The organism is Azospirillum baldaniorum (assembly GCF_003119195.2).
Lineage (GTDB): Bacteria > Pseudomonadota > Alphaproteobacteria > Azospirillales > Azospirillaceae > Azospirillum > Azospirillum baldaniorum.
The window spans coordinates 678,751-700,667 of the sequence record NZ_CP022255.1; the positions used below are offsets into that span (position 1 = coordinate 678,751).

Below are 21,917 nucleotides of genomic sequence, written 5' to 3' on the forward strand. Positions count from 1 at the left end.
CGGCTAAGGGAAACGCACATGCTGTCGCTGCTCGAGCCTGAGGAGTTCATCGGCCGCCACTGGCACCGCCTGGTCGGCGGCCGGTCGAGCCTGCCACACCATCCGGATGCCGCGGTGACGCTGGAGGCGATCAGGCCCCGGCTGGCGGTGTTCTTCCGCGGGCTGGGCGGCGACCGGGGCGTGCGGTTGGCCGCCGCGGCGCGGGCGTCCTCCGGCCACCGGCTGTCGGTGCTGGAGCGCATCGGCCTCGGCACCGAGCGGCTGGAGCGGCCGGCGCTGGACGGCGATGTGCTGCAATTGCCCGCCCTGCTCGACGTGTTTCCCGACGCAGCGTTGAACGAGCGGCTCTATGAGTGGCTGGCCGCCTACTTCGCGCACGCGGAGGCCGATGGCGTGGCTGCCGCCGATCTGCTGCGGGCCGATCCGCTGCGAGCCGATGTGCGGGCGCTGCGGCAGGCCCGGGCGACCACCGCCCGGGTTCTCAGGCGCTGGCCGGGTTTGGCCCGCCTGCATGGTGAGCTGTGCGCGGCGCTGCTCGCCGTCCGGCCCCGGCGATCCCTGCCGAAGGACGAGGCGATGGTGGAGGCGGCGGTGCTGGCTCTGCTGGGTGTCGGCGACGGCGGCGCGGTGCTGGACGGGACGATTCCGTTGGACCGCTTCACCGCTCCGGCCGGCTACAAGCCCTTCCTGCCGGTGCCGTTGTGGGGCGAGGTTTCGGGACCCGCGCCGTCCGGTGCGCCAGCTGTGTCCGATGCGGCCGAGGAGGGCGCCGCAGCCCCATCCGCCGAAAGCGACGGCCAGCGTCGCAAGGCGACGCGGCGCGACAGCGATCAGGTGCAGCGCGAGGACCCGCTGATCCTGAACCGCTTCGAAAAGATCTTCGGCTTGGCGGAGATGATGAACATTCCCCGCCCGGTCGATGACGACGACGAGGACGCCGCCCGTCAGGCCGCCGATGACATGGAGGAGATCGCGCTGGCCCAACATCAGCGCAAGCCCTCGACCCGGCTGAAACTCGATCTCGATCTGGCGCCCGCCGCCGTGGACGCGGCGCCGCTGACCGCGGTGCTGACCTATCCGGAATGGGACCATCGCCGCCGCGCCTATCACCCCGCCCATTGCCGTGTCGTCGCCGAACCGGCGCCGGAGGACGGTGAGGACTGGGCGCCCGACGAGGCCGCCCTGCGCCGAATCCGGCAGGTCCGTCGCCAGTTCGAGGCCTTGCGCCCGAAGCGCATGGTCTTCACCGGCCAGCCGGACGGCGACGACCTCGACCTCACCGCGCTGGTGCGCCGCTGCGCTGACCAGCGCGCGGGCGGGGCGGGCAGCGACCGCGTCTATCAGGCGGCGCGCAACGCCGCGCGCGATCTGGCGGTGGCGGTGCTGGTCGACACCTCGCTGTCCACCGACGGCTGGGTGGACGGGCACCGCGTTCTGGACGTCGAGAAGGAAGCCTTGCTGGCCCTGTCCAACGGGCTGAACGCCTGCGGCGACCCGCACGCCATCTTCGCCTTCACCTCGAAGAAGCGCGACTGGGTGCGGGTGCAGACGGTCAAGGAGTTCGACGAGCCCTTGAACGCCCAGGTGCAGCGGCGTGTCCAGGCGCTGAAGCCCGGCCATTACACCCGCATGGGAGCGGCGCTGCGCCACGCCGCCGCGCGTCTGGCGGAGCGGCCCAACCGCCACCGCCTGCTGATCCTGCTGTCGGACGGCAAGCCCAACGACGTGGACCATTACGAGGGGCGCTACGGCATAGAGGACACCCGCGTGGCGATCCAGGAGGCCCGCCGCCAGGGCATCGCCCTGTTCGGCATCACCGTGGACGCCGAGGCGCGCGACTATTTCCCCTACCTGTTCGGCCGGGGCGGTTATGCGATCTTCCCGCAGGTCACGCACCTGACCAAGGCCCTGCCGGCGCTGTACCGGCAAGTGGTGGGGTAGCCCCTTATACCGGTGAGCGGAAGCGCTGCCTCACTGAGGGGGATCCCCAACGCCGGCAATCCGCGATTCGCTTGCCCATCGCGAGGAGGAGCGTATGCCAGTGGCGTTGCCGATCCGAAAAGACCTGAGCGCCAGCGAGTCGCGCGCCTTGGCGCGCCGAGGGAACAATGGGCGGGTGGCGGCACGGATGTTCGCCATTTCCCATGCTCCGGATGGAGTGAGTTGTCCGGAAGCGGCCCGGCTGGTCGGTGTGGATCGCCATATCTCGAAGCTGCCTTCACCGAGTTGGCGACCCATGGTCATGCCGTCATCCCGGAATTGATGAGGTGCGTTGTCCCTTTGGGATGGGAGCGCGTCGGTCTGCCGACGATTATGTGGGGGGAGCAATCCCCTGCTGGAAACCGACCTCGGGCCGTTGCGGCGGATGTTCCAGTTTGCGCATTTTGGGACGCCTGTCCTGTCACGTAGGGTTCCAGAAGGTTGGTTCATCGGTGATGAAGGCGATAGCTTCGCTCAATTCGAAGACGGCGCCGAAGGTCCAACTGGCCTCCAGGCGTCTGGCCGTCACGACATGATGACCAAGCGCAGATCGATCAGCGCCCAGCGTGCCGCAGTGCCGAGATTGCGGGCAGCACGCTCGACGGCCGACCAACCGCCTCCATGGCGCTTAACCTCCGGATTTTCCCGTCAGATAGTCCCACTTGCACACAGGTTTCCTAGTTGTCAGGATGCGATACGTCCTTGGCGGCATACACCGCGAGCTGAGCGGCAACCTTGGCTTTGGTCAGGGAGCAGGGATCGGGAGGTCGATAGGCGGGGTTGGCCAGCTCGGGTTTCGCCTTCAGGCGCTCGCGGATGACCTCGTCGGGTGAGTGGCCTTTGAGGACGCGTTGCCGGCGGGCATTGTAGGCAAGCTTGTAGCCGCGCAGCAGGCGCTCCAGGGCGTTGTGCGTGCCGATGCACATGATCAGAACCTCCCGTCCGATGCGGCCGTTGAAGCGTTCGACCATGCCGTTGGTCTGCGGCGTGTAGGGCTTGGTCGTGCGGTGTTGCACACCCAGGGCGCGGCAGGCCGCCTCGAAGCCGTCGGCGGTGAAGCAACTGCCGCGGTCGGTCAGCACGTGGGTGATGGTGAAGGGAAAGGCGGCCACGGCCTCTCTGAGGAAGGCGGTGGCGCAGGCCTCGGTTTCCTCGTCCTTGACCGCCAGGTGGACCATGCGCGAGGCACGGTCGATGGCGACGTAGAGGTAGCGTTTGCGGGCCCCGGAGCCGATCACGTGCAGCATCGGCAGGTGCTTGATGTCGATGTGCAGGAAGCCGAGGTCGTACTCTTTGAAGTGCTTGGTGCCCTTCTTGGGCGCGTCGGTCGGGCGGTCGGGCAGGCGCCCCAGGCCCTCGGCCTTCAGGATGCGGTAGATGGCGTCGCGGTTGAGGCGGGGCAGGAAGTGGCGCACCGTAAACGTGAGGTCGTCGAGTGGGAACCCGGTGCTCCGGCGCAGCTCACAGACGATGGCGCGCTCTTCCTCGGTGGCCCACCAGCGCAGGTGCTGGGGCCGCGAGGAGTGATCCTGAATGTCCTCGGAACCACGCCTGCGCCATTTGCGGATGGTTTCGGTGCTGACGCCGTAGCGCTTGGCCAGCACGCCCGAGGGTTCGGTCGAGGCGGCGATGGCCGCGCGTACCGCCGGAGTGGTGCGGGCGTTGGGATGGATGTGGTACATGGCGGCTCCTCCCGGTCGGGGCCGAACAGGCTCAGCGTCGCCGCCACGCGGGATGATGCCCGCCGCGTCCGGCCCGTCAACCCTGGCCCTGGCGGGCCACCGCCGGAGGCGGCTGTGGGGCTGACCGGCCGTCGCGCGGCGGGCGCTTTGGGCTTGTCATGGCGACGACGGACGGGACTGCGCCAATAGCCGGCCTACTGTGGCGCAGGACCCAAGCGCCTTTCGATCCACCAGCCATATTCCTGAATGGCCCAACAGACCGGGTCCCAACAACGTTCCGCCATCAAACAGCCTAGCAGGGCGCGGAAAAACGGGCCGGTACGCCGTTCTTTCCCCCCACTGAAGCTTGAAACTGGGGTCTGTTACGCCCGCTTTTGTCGGGTTGGGCGCTTTTCCTTGCTCTGAGGCTCCCGGAGCCGCCGTTTAGGCGGACTCCGGGCATGACTATGCCGCCGCCAGCAGCTTGGGCAGGCGGATCAGGTTATAGCGGTAGCGGTCAGGGTGAACATCCAACCGACGCGGCCCAGGCCGATCTGGAGGCGCGGACACAAGCCGTGGCACAAGCTCGCAACGCGCTGCAACTCCTGATCGGTGTCGAACCGCCAGCCGACCTGCCGGACGCCCTGCCGCTTGAAAGGCAGGCGGTCACGCTTCACTCTCCGGCGGGCCTGTCGTCGGATTTGCTGCTTCGCCGGCTTGGCATTCTTCAGGCGGAGCAGGCTCTGATCGCGGCCAACGCCGACATTGGCGCGGCGCGGGCGGCGTTCTTCCCGCGTCTGTCGCTGACCACCTCGCTGGGCTACGTCAGCCCGGCCATGGCCGGCCTGTTCGGTGCCGATCATGGGGCGTGGACCTTCGCGCCGCAGATCACCCTGCCTCTGTTCCAAGGCGGACGGCTGAACTCCGAACTGCGTTTGGCCGGACTTCGCAAGTCCGCCGCCGTCGCCGAGTACGAGTGCGCCATCCAGATCGCGTTTCGCAAGGTCGCCGATGGTCTGGCGGGACAGGCGACTTTCCGTCGCCAAATTGAAGCACAGACGCGCGTGGTCACCAGCGCGGAGCGCCGTGTCGAGCTTTCCAGCCGGCGCTACCGTGCGGGTGTCGAGGGACGGTTGGACCTGCTGGATTCCCAGCGCCAACTCCATGCGGAGTGGCAGGCCCTGCTGGACCTGCGTCGCGACGAGTTGGGCAACGCGGTTGCGCTTTACAAGGCGCTGGGCGGCGCGATGGACGACGACGAGCCCGCTACTCCGTCCCTTGGCGCCGTGTCACCGTCGAAACGTGGCTGAACAAGCAATCTGTGATTGAGCACGAAACAATCGAAGTGAAAAGCACCCGACGGCTGACGAGAAGGGTGAAGAGTGGCCTCTGGTGGGAGTTCCGCGAGGGTGTGCTGATTTTCCTGCCGGCCTCATCGTCAAGGATGCTGAGCTTGAGGTTCTGGTGGCCTTGAAGCCGTCGCTGAGATTGGGGCATGGGGAGTTCTTGGCGTCGGCCGATGATATACTGCCATCGGGTTGAAGCAGAGTACGGACCGCTTTCTTCGCCGATCCTCTGGAGGCATCACGCCGTCATAGGTGAGGACACCGCACCGCGGCGATGCACCACCCGGCCGAAGGGAGCAAAGGCCCAGGGTTTGGCACCTTGGGCGATCGCGTTGGCCAGACCATCCGGATCGGTCACCACAAAGCCCGCCAGCGTTCCGACACCGTAGGCGTGAAGCCGTGGGGTCAGGGGCGTCGCCGGCCCGGTCAGCGCCACTTGGGCGGGACAGGCCAAGGACAGCAGACGAGGCAGCGTGCGGTTGACGAGACCGGCCGCCGACAGGATTGCCGTCGTGCAGCCGGGCAGCAGACATTCCGCGGCCGCCATGGGGAATTCACCGTCCCGCGGGTTGCTTTCGACGACCTGCGCGCGGGGCATGCGGTCGCGGTAGCCGGGAATGGCGCCGATCAGAACGGTGCGTCCGTCCGCCCTGGCCAAGTCATCCAGACCGTCGCCCGGAAGGGCATCCATGTCCTGCCGATTGTAGGAGGCGTTGATGGCGGCCACCGCCAGTGCCCGCTCCGCCGGGTCCCAGCCGTGCGCCAGCGCCGCGAGGCCGCGCAGGCCCCGCCGCCGATAGACCCCGGCCCGGGCACGGAGCACATCCCCGCCTTTGGACAGGTGGGCCAGCCCGGTGCCTCGTTCCCCTTCCACCATCAGCCAGCGCGGCCCGACGACGATGCGCCGCACCTCGCCGTCCACGACGCCATGGACCAGATCGGGATAGAGCCGGTCCGGCCCCCACCAGCGCCACAGCGCCGTCTCGCTTGCCGGCAGCAACGTGCCCTCGCGGCCCGAGAAGCTCTGCCATTTCGCCATGCAGCGGGCGGCGACGGACGTGAGCACCGGAAATCCGGTCAACAAGCCGTCACGCACCGCGTCGCCCAGCGCATGGCCCGCCCGTTCCAGGGCAACGAAGCGCCCGACCACCACGAGGTCGGTGGGTTCGTGCAGTGCCCGGCGCAGCGTGTCGACCGCGATGTCGATCCCGGCGCCGCGGGGACCGGCGTGTTGATCGATCCTGATGACCTTGCCGTTCGACAGATCCATCAGGTCCATGTGAGGCGCCGCGCCTTCACCGGGCTGGTGGTTGCATTGAACGAAGCCCTTGACTGCGAAGCCCCGTCCCTGCACGGCTCGGGCGAAATCGGCGAGCAGCCGGTCGACGGGGAAGGAGGGGTCGTGCATCACCACGCCCGGCTTCAGCCAGGGCACCGGAGACGCCGCCGCGTTGAGACCCGAAGGCGGTGACGGCTGGGCGGCGGGTGGCCCGGCGGTTGGGATGGTGATGGTCGGTCGGTCCATGGGTCACCTCATTCCCGCGGGTGGCGGTGCGCGGCCGGGACGGAGCGTTGCGGGCGGGGCGGGTGGCGCTCTCACAGCCGGTCGCCCCCGCAGACGCGGACGACAAAGGCGTCGAGTTCGCTGTCCATCGCCGCGGTCCGGCCCGACAGGTCGGTTGCGGCTGTCAGAACGACACGCGCCGCGGCGGCGGTCACCCCCGCGGTCGCCGACAGGTCGGTCACGGTGCCGGCAATGATGTCGACGCTGGCGGCGGTGGCGCGGATCGCGGTGGCGATGTCGGCGACGACGCCCGATTGCTCCTCGGTGACCGCGGCGATGCCGGCCGTGTTCTCGTCGATGTGGTGGATCATGGCGGCGATGGCCTCCACCCGGCCGCAGGCCTGCTCGGCCGCTTCGGCCATGGCGATGGCCTGTGCTCCGATGTCGTGGGTTGCCCGCGCGGTCGCGTCGGCCAACGCCTTCACCTCTTCGGCGACGACGGCGAAGCCCTTGCCGGCGTCCCCGGCGCGCGCGGCCTCGATGGTGGCGTTCAGCGCCAGCAGGTTGGTTTGCGCCGCCACGCCGGCGATGAGGTCGGCAACGGAGCCGATGCTCTGCGCCGCGTCGCTCAGCCGCTGCATGGCGGCAACGGAGTCGCTGGTGGCGCGCCGGGCCGCGTCGGTCGCCCCGGCGGATTGGCAGAGGCGCGCGGCGACGGCGCGGATGGCCGCTGATGCCTGCTCAACCGCGGCGGACACTCCGGCGAGATGTGCCGAGGCCTCGCCCGCCGCTCCGGCGACCGTGGCCGACCGCTCGCTCGTCAGGGCGGATTCCGCAGTCAGGCGGCGGGCGGTGTCCTCCAGTCCGGCGGATGTGGTGGCCACGGCGCGCGCGGTGCCGCGTACGGTCGCCCCGATTGCCGCCGCCTCGCCGGCGAAGTCGGCGCTTCGCCGCTCCATGCCAACCAGGGCTTCGTTGATGAGACGGGCGTGGCGGGAGAAGTCGCCGACCAGCCCATCCGTCAGGATGTGGCGGAAATAGCGGCCCTCGGCCGTTCGCTCCATGGCGGCGTCGGCCTCCTTGGTGAAGGCTTCCGTGAGGTCGAGCAGGCGGTTGATTGCGTGATCGAGCCGTCCCGGCAGGCCGCTCTCGGCAATGCCGACGATCCGGATGTCGAGGCGGCCGCGAGCCGCGGCCTCCAACACCAGGATCGAACGGGTGAGCGAGCGCCTGAGTTGATGAAGGAACAGCAGGCTGGCGATCGTTCCGCCGCCGGCAAGGGCCAGGGTGCCGGCGAGTGCCGGGGTCCCCGCCGCGCCGGCCTCCCGCAGGGCAATTCCGGCGAGCAGCGCCGCGGCGGTCAGCCCGGCGGACCAGAGGGCGCCAGTCAATGATGACCGGTCAGAGAGCGAAGACGAATTCGTCATAGCTCACGCCCGCCCGGTGCAGCCGGTCGACAAGGGTGTGGTATCCGGTCTCGGCGGCCTCCGGTCCCTCGCGGCCGGCCTCGGCCGCGCGCAGCTCGGCGTAGAGGGCGGCGATCTTGGCAACGGCTTGCGGACGCGGGCAACGCCGGTTGGAATGGAAGCTGATGATCGTCCCGTCCGTGCCGAAGGTGGGGGTGATGTGGGCCAGAACCCAGTAGTGGTCCCCGTTGGCCGCCCGGTTCAGCACATAGGCGAAGCATTCCCTGCCCCTGCGGATCGTCTGCCAAAGGAGCCGGAAGACGCCGTGCGGCATGTCGGGGTGGCGGATGATGTTGTGCGGGCGGCCGATCACCTCGCGTTCGCGGTAGCCGGCGACGCGCAGGAAGACCTCGTTGGCGTAGATGATGCGGCCGGTGGGATCGGTCTTGCTGACGATGATCTCGTCGCGGTCGAAGCGGCGCTCGGCCATGGTGGTGGTCCCCCTGCGGATGGGCGGCGTCAGGCACCGTGAAGCAAATGGCCGCGGATGGCAGCGCCTGCGACGTTGATAAGGGTCACCAGGGCCAGCATGACCAGGATCAGGGCCAGCGCCTCGCGGTATTCGAAGAGGTGGAAGGCCGTCACCACCTCCAGCCCCAGCCCGCCGGCGCCGACCACGCCGAGCGTGGTGGCGGCGCGCAGATTGTGTTCCCAGCGGTAGAGCGTCACGTCGACGATCCGCGGCATGATTTGTGGCCACAGGCTGAAGCGCAGGACGCCCAGCGGCGAGACGCCCTGGCTGCGCAGCGCGTTGCCGGGGCCGGGGTCGACATGCTCCAGGATCTCTGCGTAGAGCTTGCCGAGCACGCCCGTGGAATGGCCGGCCAGCGCGAAGACACCGGGGAGGGGGCCGAAGCCGACCGAGGCGACGAACAGCACCCCCCACACCAGACCCGGAATGGACCGCGCGGTGTTCAGCAGAAGGCGCACCGGCTCGTGCAGCCAGCGCGGAGTGGTGTTGCGCGCGGCCAGCGCGCCCAGCGCCAGCCCGGCAACGGTCCCCAGCGCCGTTCCGGCGACGCTCATCGCCAGCGTCTCCAGCAGCGGACGGCCCCAGTTGGACCAGCGTGAGAAGTCGGGTGGCAGGGACTCGCCCACCAGCGTGAGGATGGTGGTGACGGCGCCGCGGTAGCGCTCCGCCGACAGGCCCCCGGTGTAGGCGAAGGCGCCGAGGACGAGCAGGACGGTCAGGAGCACCTGCGCCAAGGTCTTTCCGGCGCGGCGGCGCCCGTCCTCGACGACGGAGTCCAGATCGGCGGCATTCAGATTTTGGGTGGCTTCGGCGAGGCTGGCCATGCGGCGTCACTCCGACAGAATGGGGCGGGGACCGAAGACGGCGGTGCGGGCGGCGGCGTCGAAGGCGGTGGCCGGGCCGTCGAAGACGACCCGCCCCTCGGCCAGCCCGACGATGCGGTCGGCCAGCGCCATGGCCGTCTCGATCTGGTGCAGGACCAGCACGGCGGTGACGCCCTGCCGTTCCACCGCCTGCCGCAGCACCCGGCCGAGATGCGCCACCAGCGCCGGATCGACCGAGGCGAAGGGCTCGTCGCCCAGCAGGATGTCCGGCTTGCGGATCAAGGCGCGGGCAATGCCGACCCGCTGGCGCTCGCCGCCGCTGAGGCGCCCGGCGCGGACCAGTGCGCGGGGCAGCAGCCCGACGAGGTCCAGCGCCTCGGCGGCGCGGCGGCGGAGCGCGCGCGGCCAGGGCAGCGGCGACAGCGGATGGCGCGTGTCGGCCAACCCGAGCAGCACGTTGTCCAGCGCCGTCAGCCGGTCGATCAGCGCATGGTCCTGGAACACGGTGGCGGTGCGGCGGCGGTGGCGAGCCAGCGCCTCGGCATCGTCCAACGGGCCGCTGCCGGCGACCGTCACCGTTCCATGCTCCGGAGCGACCAAGCCGTTGAGCACGCCGAGCAGCGTCGTCTTGCCGACCCCGGACCGGCCCACCACGGCGGTGACGAGTCCCTGCGGGATCGTCAGCGACACGCCCCGCAGCACCGGGACCCCGCCGCGCCGGACGGCGAGGTTATCCACGACAATGGCCGTGGGTGCCGCTTCCGGCGCCGTCGCCATTGCTGTTGCCGCCGGAGGCAGGACCGCCTTGTCCACCATCGCGCCCACTCCCTGTATCCGCATGCCGGGCCGTCTCCTCACGCTTCCTTTTCGACGAGGAAGGCGTTGTTCCGGGTGCCGTAGCCGAGCGCCTTGCGGAGCCACAGGGGCGGGCTCTTGTTCATCATCGCCTGAAGCTGTTCGATGACCTCGGCGATCTCGCGTTCGCGCTCCATCTTCACCGGGAAGACCTTGGCGTCGCGCACCCGCACGGCGGCGAAGTCGGAGAGTTTGCGGGTGAACAGCACCGCGCAGCCGTCGAGCGCGCCGATTTTCCGGTCGGTCAGGTCGCCCGCGCTGTCGTCCGCCCCGGCACCCGAGCAACCGGCGCCGCCACCGGGACCTTTGCCGCCGTTCGGCGCCTTGCCGGCGGCGAACTGCACCACGTCGAGGAATGCCGAACTGTCGTAGGAGACGTCGTAGAAGACCATCTGGCGGGCACTGGCGAAGTCGGCGTCGACGTCGGTCAGGCTGTTGGTGGTCAGGGCGATCTTGATGTGTCCGATGTCGCTCATGGGCGGCTCCGTGGGCGGAAGTCGAAGAGAGGAGGAAGGCTCACCACATCGGCAGGCCGGCGATCATGGTCTCGCGGCCGAAGCGGGTGCGCAGATGGGCGGGCAGGGTCTGGCCGTCGGGCGTGCGGGCGCGCCAGCGCGGCAGGTCGGTCAGCGCGATGGCCCCGTCGGTCAGCGCCTCCGCCGGCACGATGTGCAGCACCTCGTCCACCGCGACGAAGAAGTCGATGGGATGGCGCACCGGGTCGGCGTAGAGCGGGCCGATCTCGATCCGGAGGCAGTCGCCGTCGATCCGGTGTTTCGGGTTGTCGCAGTCGAAGCGGTAATGCCGGTTGAAGAAGGCGCGCGGGCGGAACTGGTAGAGGATGCGGTCCTCGTCGGCGAAGCGCTTGATCTCCGCCACGATGTCGGTGAAGTGCTGCGACAGCATCGCCTCGACATAGGCGTCGCCGTAGGGCTGGCGCCGGGAGTCGAGAAACCAGGCCACCGCCGATTCCAGCAGGTTCAGCCCGACCGGCGTGATGTGGAGCGCCACCGCGCAGCGGTTGACCGTGCAGCGGGCGACGACGATGCCGTCCTTCACCTCCAGCCGTCCGCTCTTGTGCACCATGACGGTGCGCAGGATGCGCAGGATGCGGTGGATCTCCGCCAGCAGCTTGTCGATGGCGGTGATCCGCGGCAGGGCGAGGTAGCGCTGCCAGCCGGTCTTGCCCTCCAGCGCCTCCTCGTTCTCCGCCTCCAGATGCCCGTCGAGCAGCATGAAGGCGGTGGCGGCGCCGAACAGGCAGGGAAGCGCCGGGGCATCCGTCTCCTCGGCGAAGGTCAGCTTCTTCTTCTTGGTGTAGAGTTCGATCTGCCGGTGTTCGGTCCGGCGCAGGCGGTCGCCGAACCGAGTCGTGTAATCGGCGATGGCATCGTCGAGCGCCGTCATCGGGGGAACGCTCCGCTGCAAGGATTCTTGAGGGAAGGTCTTCGGGGGACGTTGCCCCCACCCTGACCCTCCCGCGCTGGGCGGGGGAGGGGATGAGCTTCCTCTCCCGCCCAGCGCGGGAGGGAAGGGGCCCGCGGCGCAGCCGTGGGAAGGGTGGGGGCAACCGGCGATGATCCGGACGCCCGGCTCTTACCAGGTGTTGAGAATCCACTCCTTGTTCTTGTTGTATTCCATGTGGGCGAATAGGGCGTTGGCGATGGCCTCGCCCAACTCCATGGCGCCCTTGTAGCCGATGGTCGGCTTGCGGTAGAGGCCGGCCCGGTCGAAGGTCGGGAAGCCGACGCGCACCATCGGGATGTTGTTGTCGATGGCGATGTAGCGGCCCTTCGAGTGGCCCATGATGAGGTCCAGCTCGACCTCCTTGTCGCGGATGCGCCGTTCCAGGTCCCACAGGTCCGCGTTGCAGACGACCTGCATGTCGTGATCCACGGAGTTCTTCAGCTCCAGGATGCGCGGGTCCTTCTTGTACTTGTTGTTGTCGTCGCCGAGCAGAAGCAGCACCGGCTTCAGCTGCACCTCGCGGCAGAACTGCGCCAGGCCGATCACCAGATCGGGGTGGCCGAACAGCGCCACCTTCTTGTCGGCGAAGAACATGTGCGCCAGATCCTGGAGGGCGTCGAGCGCGATGCCGCGTTCCCTCACCAGCGAGTCCGGGATCTCCCTGCCGGTGAGCCGGCTGATCGCCTCCAGCATGTCGTCGGTGTTCTTGATGCCGTAGGGCGTCGGGCTGACGATGGCCGGGACCTCGAACTCGTCGCGCAGATACTCAGCCGCGCTCGCCCCCTCGTAGCGGGCCAGCGCGATCGAGCCGACCGCGTTCGGCGCGCCCTGGAAGTCCTCGACCGTGGTTCGGCCGTGGGTGTGGTTGGTCTTGTCCGGCAGCATCGGGCTGTCGAAGTCCTCGGTGTCCATGAACACCGTGGCGTCCACGCCCATGTCCTTCAGGTAGCTCTTCAGCAGGACGACGTCGCCGGGGTTCACCCAGCCGGGGAAGACGTTCAGCTTGCCGTTCGGCTTGGCCTTGGTCTTCGACATGGTCTTGACCATGGCCTTGACGCACTCGTCGTAGCCGGAGACGTGGCTGCCCTTGAAGCTCGGTGTGTGGACCGGCACCAGATGGACCTTGCGGTACGGGTGGTTCTCCTTCAGCCAGCGGTTCAGCACGTTGATCGTGCCTTCCACGTCGTCGCCGATCACCTCGGTGGAGCAGGTGGTGATGATCGGGATGACACGCAGCTCGGGGTAGCGGTTGACGAGGACCTGGACGCCCTCCTCCATCCGCTTGTTGCCGCCGAACACCGCCGACTCCTCGTGCAGCGAGGTCGAGGCGATGTCGAAGTTCTCCTTGAAGTGCTGGGCGAACAGCAGGCGGACGAACATGGAGCAGCCCTGACCGCCGTGGACCAGCGGGATGCTGTCCTTGACCCCGATGCCCGCATACTGCGCGCCGGCCGGCTGGCAGTCGAACATCGGGTTGATGATGCCGGCCCGGTCCTTCGACGTGATTTCGCAACTCATGGGAGGAATGCCTTTCGGATGCGGTGAAGGACCGCTCAGTAGAGGGAGTGGCTCAGTTCGCGGTTCTTGGAACCGGTGATGGCGATGGCGACCAGCCGTTCCTTCAGACCGTTCAGCAGATCGCGGATCTGGGCCGGGCCGGCCTCGCTGATCCAGGGGAAGCGTTCCTGGAAATCCTTCACCATGATCTTGGCGTCGGCGTAGAACAGACGGTCCTGCGGGGTGTCGAGCGTCAGCTCCTTCCCGGTCAGCAGCTCCGCCGCCTTGCCCAGTACGCCGTCGATGTTCTCCTGACGGTCCCAGGTGCGGGAGTAGAACTGCCACAGGCAGCGCTCCTGGACGTAGCCGTAGAGCTGGTCGATCTTGGAGTTGGTGGGGGACTCGGTCGTGGTGGTCATTCCGCGGCCTCCTTGTAGGCGATGCGGTTGGCGCCGCGGATGTCCTTGGCGGCGAGCTTCAGCAGCGGGTTGTTGACGGCGTTGTACATGTCGCGGGCGAGGTTCACGAAACCCTCGAAGCCCATGTACGGCCCGTTGTGGTAGGCGTGGCCGTTGACGTAGGGGATGTGCTGCTTCTTCACCAGCTCGCCGACGCGCGGGCCGGTGAAGATGACGTCCGGCTTCACGAGATCGATGATCTCGAAGAATTCCAGCTCGTTGCCGTCGTCGATGTAGTAGGTGCCCTCGCGTCCGCGGGCGATGACCTTCTCGAAGTCCTCCTCATGGCCGAACTTCGAGGACATGGCGACGACCTCGACGCCCAGGTCGTCCTCGACCGACTTGGTCCAGTGCCACAGGCGCGGGCCGCCGGTCCAGATGGCCATGCGGGTGCCCTTCAGGCGCTCCTTATACCAGTCGAGCTTGGGCTTCCACAGGGCGTATTCCTCGGCGATCAGCGCCTCGCCCTTCTCCTCGATGCCGAAGAAGGCGCAGATCTTGCGGATGCCTTCGGCCATGTAGTTGAAGCCCCAGCTGTCGATGTCCAGGCGGGGGATGCCGTACTGCTTCTTCAGCTCATTGGCGATGTAGCCCGAGGAGCGCGCGCAATTGACGACGTTGAGCTGCGCGCGGTGCATCTTGCGCAGGTCGTCGTAGGTGCCGTTGCCGGTGAAATGCGCGATCACCTGGATGCCCAGCCGGTCCCAATAGGTCTGCAGGAGCTGGGTGTCGCCCTGGATGTTGAAGTCGCCGATGAAGTTCATCGTGTAGGGGCTGGTGATCTCCGGCTCCAGCGTGCCGACCTTCTCGTTGATCCAGCCGATGTTGAGGACGTGGTGGCCCTTCGACTGCGACACGCCGGAGAAGCCGGGGCATTCCACGGTGAAGACATCCACGTCGGGGCGGGCGTCCATGACCTTCTTGGCCACCGCCTTGATGTCGTCGCCGATCAGCGCCGTCGGGCAGGTGGTGTAGACGATCATGCGCTTGACGTCCGGCATGGCGTCGAAGGCCTCGTGCATGCTCTTTTCGAGCCGCTTCTCACCGCCGAAGACGATGTGGCTCTCCTTCATGTCCGTCGACCAGACGTACTTCATGTTGAAGTGGCCGTTGTCGGTCGGGTAGCGCTTGGTGTGCCACGTGTCGTAGGCGCAGCCGAGCGGCCCGTGGATCATCTGGATGGTGTCCTTGAGGACGCCGCCGATGACGAGCTTCGCGCCGCAGAAGGCGCAGCCGCGCTCCGACAGGGTTCCCGGAATGGTCGCCGCGTTGGACAGCGGCAGGTAATCGCGCGTGTCCTCGTCAGGGGCCTTTAAATAGATATGCTTCTCGCGCTCGGGAATGTCCTTGTCGCACTTCAGCAAGACCATGGGCATGGGAGTGCTCTCCTTGCGGGGAATGGGCAGGGAATGTTCGGTTCGGGTGAAGACGGCCGGCTTGCACGGGCCTGATCGTGTGTTTCAGGAGTCTCGGGTTGTGGGGGGCTAGGCCACGGAATGTCAGACGCTTCCTTTACTGCACGGCCCGTGCCAGACGCCCGGATCCCCGGAATCCGCCGTCATCGACCGGGGAAGGCCGGAAGCGCCGCTCCAGGGGGCCGTTCCAAAACGTACGAACCGCCGGCAACCGTTCGTATCCGTGCGCCGTCCGGTTCCCATCCGTCCATGCACATTGGCTCCTCTTCGGATGGCATGGCGGTTGCTCATTTCGGAAGGCACGAAACACCCACGCCCCATCCAAGGACGGACGATGACCGGAACGGATATCAAGCTGCTGCACGCCATGCTGCGCGTCAGCGACATGGAGCGCTCGCTCGACTTCTACACACGCCTGCTCGGCATGCGGGTGATCCAGCAGCGGGAGCACAAGAAAAACCAGTTCACACAGGCCTATGTCGGCTACGGGACGGCGGAGGACCCGCTGGATTCCCCAGCCATGGTGATCGAACTGGTCGCCAACTGGACGCAGGAGGTGCCATACAGCCAGGGTTCGGCCTTCGGCCACATCGCCATCGGCGTGCCGTCCGGCATCGGCGCCCTGTGCGAGCGGCTGGCCGCCGAGGGCGTGCCGGTTCCCCGCCCGCCCAAGCCGCAGAAGCACGGCGACAACATCGTCGCCTTCATCGAGGACCCGGACGGCTACCGGATCGAGCTGGTCCAGCGGGCCGCCGCATGACCATCGGAACCGCCGCCGCGGATCTTCTGGAGGCTCTGGCCCATCCGGTCGCCGTCTACGGCCCGGACGGGCGGCTGTCCGCCTCCAACCAGCGGTTCCGCGATCTGTGGGAGCGGCTGGTCGCGCCGGAGGATCGCTGGCGTCACGAAGGGCTGGGGGCGATCACCGCTTTTCTCGGTCTGCCGCGGGTCGGTGGTCCACCGGGTGTGTTCCACGATTTCGCGTCACCGACCGGCACCATCGCCGCCTTCGCCCTGACACCAGTGGGAGGGACTCCGGTGGGAGGGACTCCAGTGGCTGGCGGCGGCTGGACCCTGTGCGGGCAGGACGTCACCGCTCAGCGCCGTGGCGAGCGGATGGCCGAACGGTCGCAGAAGATCGCGCTGGTGGCCCTGGCCGACCTCGCCGAGCACCGCGACAACGAGACGGGTGAGCATGTGCTGCGCGTCGCCCGCCTGGCCCATGAGATCGCCCGCCGGCTCTGGCAGACGGGCCGCTGCGCCGGCGGGATCGATGACGACTTCCTGCGCCACGTCGGGGTTGCGAGCATCCTGCACGACGTGGGCAAGGTCAGCATCTCCGACGCCATTCTGCTGAAGCCGGGCGCCCTGACCCCGCAGGAACGCGCCGTGATGGAGACCCACACGGCGAGCGGCGCGCAGATCCTGCGCAAGGCCGACGCCATGCTGGCGGGCAGCCCGCAATTCCGCTTCGCCGCTGCCATTGCGGAACACCATCACGAGCGCTGGGACGGCACCGGCTATCCCCATGGGCTGGCGGGAGAGGCGATCCCTCTGGCCGCCCGCATCGTCGGGGTGGCCGACGTGTACGACGCCCTGTCCTCCCGCCGCCCCTACAAGGAACCGTGGCCGCAGGACAAGGTTCTGGCCTATCTGCGCGATCAAGCCGGGCGGCATTTCGACCCGATGGTGGTCGATGCCCTTCAGGAGGTGCTGGCGGCGCGCAACGCCGCCCGCACCATCGAATGGACTGCGGAGATGGAGACCGGCATCCCCGACATCGACGCCGATCACCGCGTGCTGCTGGCGCTGGTCAACCAGATCGCCGACCGCGACAACCAGGGTGACCGGGTGGCGGTGGAGTTCGTTCTCGACGAGTTGCTCGGCTACACCGCCCTGCATTTCGCGCGGGAGGAGGAATTGTTGGCTCGGGTCGGCTATCCCGACCTGGACCATCACCAAGCGGTTCACCGCGCGCTTCTGGACGAGGTGCGCGGGCTTCAGCGCCGCATGGCCGCCTTCACGCCGGGGCTGGGCGACGCGTTGCACCGCTTCCTCGGCCACTGGCTGACCAGCCACATCCTGGGCGAGGACCAGCAGTATGTGCCCTACGCCCTGTCCGCCGGCAGGGCTGTCACCCCTTGCGGAACGACTTGTAGCTGATCCCGTACTTCTCCATCCGCAGGCCGAGCATGCGGCGGGTCAGGTTCAATTCCTTCGCAGCCTCGGTCATGTTGCCCGTGTGGGTCTTCAGGGCCTCCACGATCATCTCGTACTCCACCGCCTGAAGCTTCGCCTCCAGCCCGCAGCCGAAGCTGGTCCCCGTCTCCACCGAAGTCTGGAGCGACGGCGGCAGGTCGTAGCCGTGGATCACCTCGTCGTCGGACAGGATCACCGCGCGCTCGATCACGTTCTCCAACTCGCGCACGTTGCCCGGCCAGTGGTAGCTCATCAGCATGGTCAGCGCGGGGGTGGAGATGCGCTTCACCGGCTTGCCGGCCTCGCGGGAGAACTGGGCGGCGAAATGGTCGGCCAGTGTGACCACATCGCTGCCGCGGTCGCGCAACGGCGGGATGGTCATGGGGAAGACGTTCAGGCGGTAGTAGAGGTCCTCGCGGAAGGTCCCGGCGGCGACCATGGCGCGCAGGTCGCGGTTGGTGGCGGCGATCACCCGCAGGTCCACCTTCACGGGTTTGCTGCCGCCGACCCGCTCGAAGGTCTTTTCCTGAAGGACGCGCAGCAGCTTGGCCTGCACCGCCAGCGTCAGTTCCCCCACCTCGTCCAGGAAGACGGTGCCGCCGTCGGCCAATTCGAACCGGCCCTTGCGCTGCGCCTGGGCGCCGGTGAAAGCCCCCTTCTCGTGGCCGAACAGCTCGCTCTCGACGATGGTTTCGGGCAAGGAGGCGCAGTTGAACTTGATGAAGGGGCCGTTGGACCAGGGGCTTTCGTAATGGATGGCGTTGGCGATCAGTTCCTTGCCGACGCCGCTTTCGCCCAGAACCAGCACGGTCGCCTTGGTCTTCGCCACCTTCTGGATCAGCGCGAAGACCTCCTGCATCGTCTTGGACGCGCCGATGATGTTGGACGGGCGGTATTTCGCCTTCAGCGCGCTGTGCAGGCGCTGGTTCTCAGCCTCCAGCCGCACCTTGTCGATGTTCTCCAGCATGTAGAGTTCCACCGCCGGCGCGATCATCGCCGCGATGGTGGCCAGCAACTCGGCATCCTGTTGCAGCAGGCGCCGGTTGGCATAGGCGCGTTCCGCCGAGATGGTGCCCAGCACGCGGCGGCCGTGACGGATCGGCACGCACAGGAAGGACAGCTCCATGTCGGACGCGGCCGGCCGGCTTTGCGTGCGGTTCAGGAAGGCGGGCTCGTCGCCGAGCCGCGGCACGACGATGGCCTCGCCCCCCTGAACCACCCGCCCGACGATCCCTTCGCCCGGTGAATAGAGACCGAGCGCCCGCTGCTCCTCGGTCAGGCCGAAACTCTCATGGATGAAGATGCTGCCGGTCTCGCGGTCGTGCAGGGTCACCATGCCGCGCAGGATGCGCATCCGCTCGCGCATCAGCGTCAGCAGCACGCCCAGCGAGCCGGGCAAACTCTCGCTCTCGGTCAGGATGCGGCTGATTTCGTAGAGGAAAGGCAGGACGTTGATCCGGCATTCCCCGCTCTCGCAGTCCGTGAACTCGTAGAGCTTCTTGAAGCTGCGCGATTCCATGAGCGCCACCGCCATGCGTGGACCTTTACGGTAGAGGGGCCGGCAGGACCCGGATGTGCGTTCCCAGAACCTCCACCAGCCGGCGTCGAACGGCGCCCAGCGTGTGCCCGGCCATGCCGCAGCCGACGCAGGCCCCGCGCAGGCCCACCCGCACGACGTCGCCGGACACCTCCACCAGTTCCATGTCGCCGCCGTCGTTCTGAAGCATGGGGCGAAGCTCCTCGATGGCGGCGGCGATCAGGCGCAGGCGGTCGTCGTCCGTGGCCGAAACCGAGAGGGCGGCCGAGGGGGCGGGCAGAACGCTGGTGGTCATGGGTCGTCTCGCTCCGATGATGGGTTCCGGATGACAGGCGCGACCAGACGATATATCCATTCAAATATAGCGCATGGTTGCGTTGCAACACAAAAGATCGTCCGCCCCGAAAAACGGCCGGGCCGGGCGATCAGCCGGCGGGTGCCGGGGGTAAGGTCCTCTGCGCGAAGGATTGGGGGCGGTGCGGCGGCACGAAGGCGTGGCCGTCCTGGCGCAGGTAGACGTCCCGCATCACCGCCCAGCCCCGCCTCACACCGTCGAACGGAGCGGCGGTCGGGCGCTGTTTCAGCGTCAGCCAGCCGCCATAGCCGATGGTCGCGAGATGGCGGCGAAAGTCGGCGTGCCGGCCAGGTCCGGCCGGGTCGGGCACGGTCCGCCCGGGATCGCAGACTCCGAACTGCTCCAGCCGCCCGCGCCCCGCGTTGAAGGGGGCGTGCCCGGTCTCGCCGGAGTCCACCAGCGCCGCGCTGTTCATCTGCAGGCCGAGCGACGGATGGTCCAGCGCATCCACCAGGATGCGCGCGTCGGCGGCGCTGAGAACGAAGTCGCCGCCGGAGCGGCCCAGCGGGGCGATGCACAGCACGGTTCCATGCCGCTCGATGCGCGGCAGCAGATCCTCCAGAAAGGCGCGCCCGGCCAGCCAAGCCGCCTTCAAGGACAGCGCTCCGCGCCGCCGGCCACCCGCTCCGAGGATCATGGTCCGTCCGCCCAGGTCGCGGCACACCGCCGACAGGCGGACCAGATGGTCGCGGGTCCGCCGTACCGTCTCCGCATCGCCAAACAGGCCGAGCTCGGGCCGCCCGGCGAGCAGCGCGTGCAGTCCGGTCACCGCCAGCCCCGCCGCGCCGATGGTTCGGCGGTGCGCCTCCACCGCGGCGGCGGATGGACTGTCCCCCGCACCCCCATCCGGGTCGATGCGGTGCGGAGCCACCTCGATCCCCTGGAAGCCGAGCGCCCGGATGCCCGGCAGCAAGGCATGGGAATCAACAGTGGGCAGGGCAAGGTCGCAAAGCGCCGGTTTCATGTCAGTCCAACTCCTCCACGGAGGTGATGAGGCGGTGGATGGTCGCCCCCTTGGGTTTGCCCGGCGCGTCCCCGTTCCGGCGCTGCACGGCGCGCGTCACCCAGCCGAGCCCGCCATGGACCAACGCGAGGCTGACCTCGTTCAGCAGGTCCAGGATGTCGTGCCCCTTGTCCACGATGATCGGCTGGATGCCGGCCTCCATCAGGCGTTTGGTCGCCGAAACCCCGATCGACGCCGCATAGACGGCGGCGCAGCCATCGAGGAAGGCGATCTTCACCGCCACCTTGTCCTCGGGAGGATGGGCCGGGTCCTCCTCGGGCTCCGGCAGGGCTTCCTCGCCGGGCCGGCGTTCGGCGTTGACGCCCTTCATGCGGGCCGGGACGAACTCTCCGATGCCGTGCAGCTCCGCCGAACCGGGCTGGATGTCGTAGACGACGAACCGCTCGCCGCCGCCGAAGTGCAGGTTGACTTGGGCCTGATCGTCCGATGCGAAGGCGACCCTGATCATGGCTGGTCCCTGTCCTTTCACTGCGGGGTCTCGTGGTCGCGCGGCGTGCCCTGCCAGTAGATCGAGCGGTAGGGGGCGATCTCGCGGTAGACGGCGGCGAAGGTGTTGGCGAGGTCGAACAGCGTGTTCCGGCTGCCCCGGTAGCCGATCCACACCCGCGCATGGCCGCCGTGGGTGTCGTAGAGCGGGAAGCCCGCCCGCACCAGCGGCATGCCCAGCCGGGCCGCCGGCTCCGCCCCGTGGGAGTTGGCGATGAGGATGCCGGCCCCGCCCCTGAGGGCCAGATCCTCGCGCGCCAGCGTCTCCAGGTCCTCCAGATCGCCGACCACGACGCTGTCCAGCGGCAGCCCGTCCAACACCGGTGCCCGCGCCGTCGCCACCGCGGCCACCGTCTCCATCCCCATGCCGGACAGGAAAACCGACAGGGAGGCCAGCAGATCGGCATCCGCTGCCATCGCCACCCGACCGGCGCCGAGCTGGAACTGGCAATCCACCATGGCGTCGCGGAGCTGGTCGCGCCAGCGCTCGACGCGCGGCGGGACGGGGCGGTCCGACAGCTGGCTCAGCGTGTGGGTGAAGGCGTCGCAGGCCTCAATTCCCATCAGCCCATCGAAGCGGTGGTCCGGCACTCCGGTGCGCGCCTTCAGCCGGTCGGCGGCGCGGCCGAGCGAGCGCCCGATGACCAGCGTGGCGGCGGACCGGCCCATCTGCGCGATGTCGGCGCGCGTCGTCCCGCCGTAGGTCAGGGTGGAATAGCCGTCCGCCGTCAGGTGGCCGTTCAGCGAATCGCCGATGTCGGGAAGCACGATGGGGTACAGGCCGAACGCCTCCACCCAGTCCTTCAGCACCTCGACGTCGCCCGGCGTCAGCATGGACGGGGCAAGGATGTTGACCTGCCGGCGGCGCTGCCCGGCCTCCCAGCCTTCGGGAACCAGCGCGTCGACGATGGCCTCCACCGCCAGGGCGAAGCCGGTCTCCAGGCAGCCCAGCGTGTCGGTGGCGTTCACCGGCACCACGGCCATGCCGGCGTGCTGCGGGCAGGCGGCGCGGAACGCCTTGACGGTGCGTGGGACGTCCGCCCCCTGCATCTCCGACAGGCCGGTGGAGATCAGCCCCACCACGTCGGGCTGGTTGCGCTCCGCGATGGTGCGCAGCGCTTCCACCACGTTGCCGTCGGCGCCGATGACGGTGGTGGTCTGGTCCATCGCCGTCGTCTGGAGCGCGATCGGCTCCCGGAAATGGCGCATGAAGAACAGCTTGTTGAAGGAGGTGCAGCCGCGCGCCCCATGCTCCAGCGGCATGGTCCGGGCCAGCCCCAGGAAGGCCAGCGAGGCGCCGACCGGCTGGCTGACCTTCAGCGGGCTGACGCTCAGCGGCTTGGCGGGGGTGAGGATATCGGTCATGACGGT

The 21,917-nt window shown here is 68.4% G+C and carries 19 protein-coding genes and 1 pseudogene; 4 read left to right on the forward strand and 16 right to left on the reverse strand.

Features of this window, described 5'->3' with window-relative positions:
- Nucleotides 1-18: 18 nt before the first annotated feature.
- Nucleotides 19-1,941 (forward strand): nitric oxide reductase activation protein NorD, encoded by a 1,923-nt coding sequence (locus Sp245p_RS25285; RefSeq protein WP_014199529.1) that lies wholly within the window; start codon nt 19-21, stop codon nt 1,939-1,941.
- A gap of 716 nt (nt 1,942-2,657) precedes the next feature.
- On the opposite strand, the gene Sp245p_RS25290 is transcribed toward Sp245p_RS25285, so the two are convergent.
- Nucleotides 2,658-3,662, reverse strand: coding sequence for an IS481 family transposase (locus tag Sp245p_RS25290; protein WP_014199526.1), 1,005 nt, complete (start codon nt 3,660-3,662; stop codon nt 2,658-2,660).
- 521 nt (nt 3,663-4,183) lie between these two features.
- Between Sp245p_RS25290 and Sp245p_RS25295 the strand changes: the two are divergent.
- A pseudogene (locus tag Sp245p_RS25295) lies at nt 4,184-4,951 on the forward strand (TolC family protein); the annotation flags it as partial.
- Between the two features lie 274 nt (nt 4,952-5,225).
- On the opposite strand, the gene Sp245p_RS25300 reads toward Sp245p_RS25295, so the two are convergent.
- From Sp245p_RS25300 to vnfD, 10 genes are all read right to left on the reverse strand, one after another.
- On the reverse strand, nt 5,226-6,512 hold the full coding sequence (locus Sp245p_RS25300; protein ID WP_014199523.1) for a DUF2478 domain-containing protein: 1,287 nt from the start codon (nt 6,510-6,512) through the stop codon (nt 5,226-5,228).
- Between the two features lie 71 nt (nt 6,513-6,583).
- On the reverse strand, nt 6,584-7,882 hold the full coding sequence (locus Sp245p_RS36320) for a methyl-accepting chemotaxis protein (RefSeq protein WP_014199522.1): 1,299 nt from the start codon (nt 7,880-7,882) through the stop codon (nt 6,584-6,586).
- 10 nt (nt 7,883-7,892) lie between these two features.
- A complete protein-coding gene (locus tag Sp245p_RS25310; RefSeq protein ID WP_014199521.1) occupies nt 7,893-8,387 on the reverse strand; it encodes a PAS domain-containing protein in 495 nt (164 codons plus the stop codon).
- A gap of 29 nt (nt 8,388-8,416) precedes the next feature.
- Nucleotides 8,417-9,253, reverse strand: coding sequence for a phosphonate ABC transporter, permease protein PhnE (phnE, locus tag Sp245p_RS25315; RefSeq protein ID WP_014199520.1), 837 nt, complete (start codon nt 9,251-9,253; stop codon nt 8,417-8,419).
- A gap of 6 nt (nt 9,254-9,259) precedes the next feature.
- Nucleotides 9,260-10,093, reverse strand: a complete 834-nt coding sequence (locus Sp245p_RS25320; protein ID WP_211101766.1) for a phosphonate ABC transporter ATP-binding protein — start codon at nt 10,091-10,093, stop codon at nt 9,260-9,262.
- A gap of 14 nt (nt 10,094-10,107) precedes the next feature.
- Nucleotides 10,108-10,584: a NifB/NifX family molybdenum-iron cluster-binding protein gene (locus tag Sp245p_RS25325; protein WP_014199518.1), complete on the reverse strand. Its 477-nt coding sequence runs from the start codon at nt 10,582-10,584 to the stop codon at nt 10,108-10,110.
- A 40-nt stretch (nt 10,585-10,624) separates the two neighbouring features.
- Nucleotides 10,625-11,515, reverse strand: a complete 891-nt coding sequence (locus Sp245p_RS25330; protein ID WP_014199517.1) for a hypothetical protein — start codon at nt 11,513-11,515, stop codon at nt 10,625-10,627.
- Nucleotides 11,516-11,704: 189 nt separating this feature from the next.
- Nucleotides 11,705-13,093, reverse strand: a complete 1,389-nt coding sequence (vnfK, locus tag Sp245p_RS25340) for a V-containing nitrogenase subunit beta (protein WP_014199516.1) — start codon at nt 13,091-13,093, stop codon at nt 11,705-11,707.
- A 35-nt stretch (nt 13,094-13,128) separates the two neighbouring features.
- Nucleotides 13,129-13,491: a V-containing nitrogenase subunit delta gene (gene vnfG / locus Sp245p_RS25345; RefSeq protein WP_014199515.1), complete on the reverse strand. Its 363-nt coding sequence runs from the start codon at nt 13,489-13,491 to the stop codon at nt 13,129-13,131.
- Nucleotides 13,488-14,906, reverse strand: a complete 1,419-nt coding sequence (gene vnfD, locus Sp245p_RS25350; protein ID WP_014199514.1) for a nitrogenase vanadium-iron protein, alpha chain — start codon at nt 14,904-14,906, stop codon at nt 13,488-13,490. The genes vnfG and vnfD overlap by 4 nt, the downstream gene beginning before the upstream one ends.
- A 373-nt stretch (nt 14,907-15,279) precedes the next feature.
- Between vnfD and gloA the strand changes: the two genes are divergently transcribed.
- Together gloA and Sp245p_RS25360 are read left to right on the forward strand one after the other, a co-directional pair.
- The gene (gloA, locus tag Sp245p_RS25355; protein WP_014199512.1) at nt 15,280-15,705 is read left to right on the forward strand and encodes a lactoylglutathione lyase; all 426 of its coding nucleotides are present in this window, start codon (nt 15,280-15,282) and stop codon (nt 15,703-15,705) included.
- Nucleotides 15,702-17,108 carry a bacteriohemerythrin gene (locus tag Sp245p_RS25360; RefSeq protein ID WP_014199511.1) on the forward strand — a complete coding sequence of 469 codons (1,407 nt, stop codon included), beginning with the start codon at nt 15,702-15,704 and terminating at the stop codon, nt 17,106-17,108. The genes gloA and Sp245p_RS25360 overlap by 4 nt, the downstream gene beginning before the upstream one ends.
- Here the strand turns inward: Sp245p_RS25360 and Sp245p_RS25365 are convergent.
- The 5 genes from Sp245p_RS25365 to nifN all read right to left on the reverse strand — a co-directional run bounded on the left by Sp245p_RS25365 (nt 17,080) and on the right by nifN (nt 21,911).
- Nucleotides 17,080-18,663: a sigma 54-interacting transcriptional regulator gene (locus Sp245p_RS25365; RefSeq protein ID WP_041814215.1), complete on the reverse strand. Its 1,584-nt coding sequence runs from the start codon at nt 18,661-18,663 to the stop codon at nt 17,080-17,082. The two genes, Sp245p_RS25360 and Sp245p_RS25365, sit on opposite strands and share 29 nt — an antisense overlap.
- Before the next feature lie 25 nt (nt 18,664-18,688).
- A complete protein-coding gene (locus Sp245p_RS25370) occupies nt 18,689-18,976 on the reverse strand; it encodes a NifU family protein (RefSeq protein ID WP_014199509.1) in 288 nt (95 codons plus the stop codon).
- 130 nt (nt 18,977-19,106) lie between these two features.
- Nucleotides 19,107-20,000, reverse strand: a complete 894-nt coding sequence (locus tag Sp245p_RS25375) for a sugar phosphate isomerase/epimerase family protein (protein WP_014199508.1) — start codon at nt 19,998-20,000, stop codon at nt 19,107-19,109.
- Between the two features lies 1 nt (nt 20,001).
- The gene (locus Sp245p_RS25380; protein WP_014199507.1) at nt 20,002-20,508 is read right to left on the reverse strand and encodes a NifB/NifX family molybdenum-iron cluster-binding protein; all 507 of its coding nucleotides are present in this window, start codon (nt 20,506-20,508) and stop codon (nt 20,002-20,004) included.
- A gap of 17 nt (nt 20,509-20,525) precedes the next feature.
- Nucleotides 20,526-21,911, reverse strand: coding sequence for a nitrogenase iron-molybdenum cofactor biosynthesis protein NifN (gene nifN, locus Sp245p_RS25385; RefSeq protein ID WP_014199506.1), 1,386 nt, complete (start codon nt 21,909-21,911; stop codon nt 20,526-20,528).
- Between the last annotated feature and the right edge of the window lie 6 nt (nt 21,912-21,917).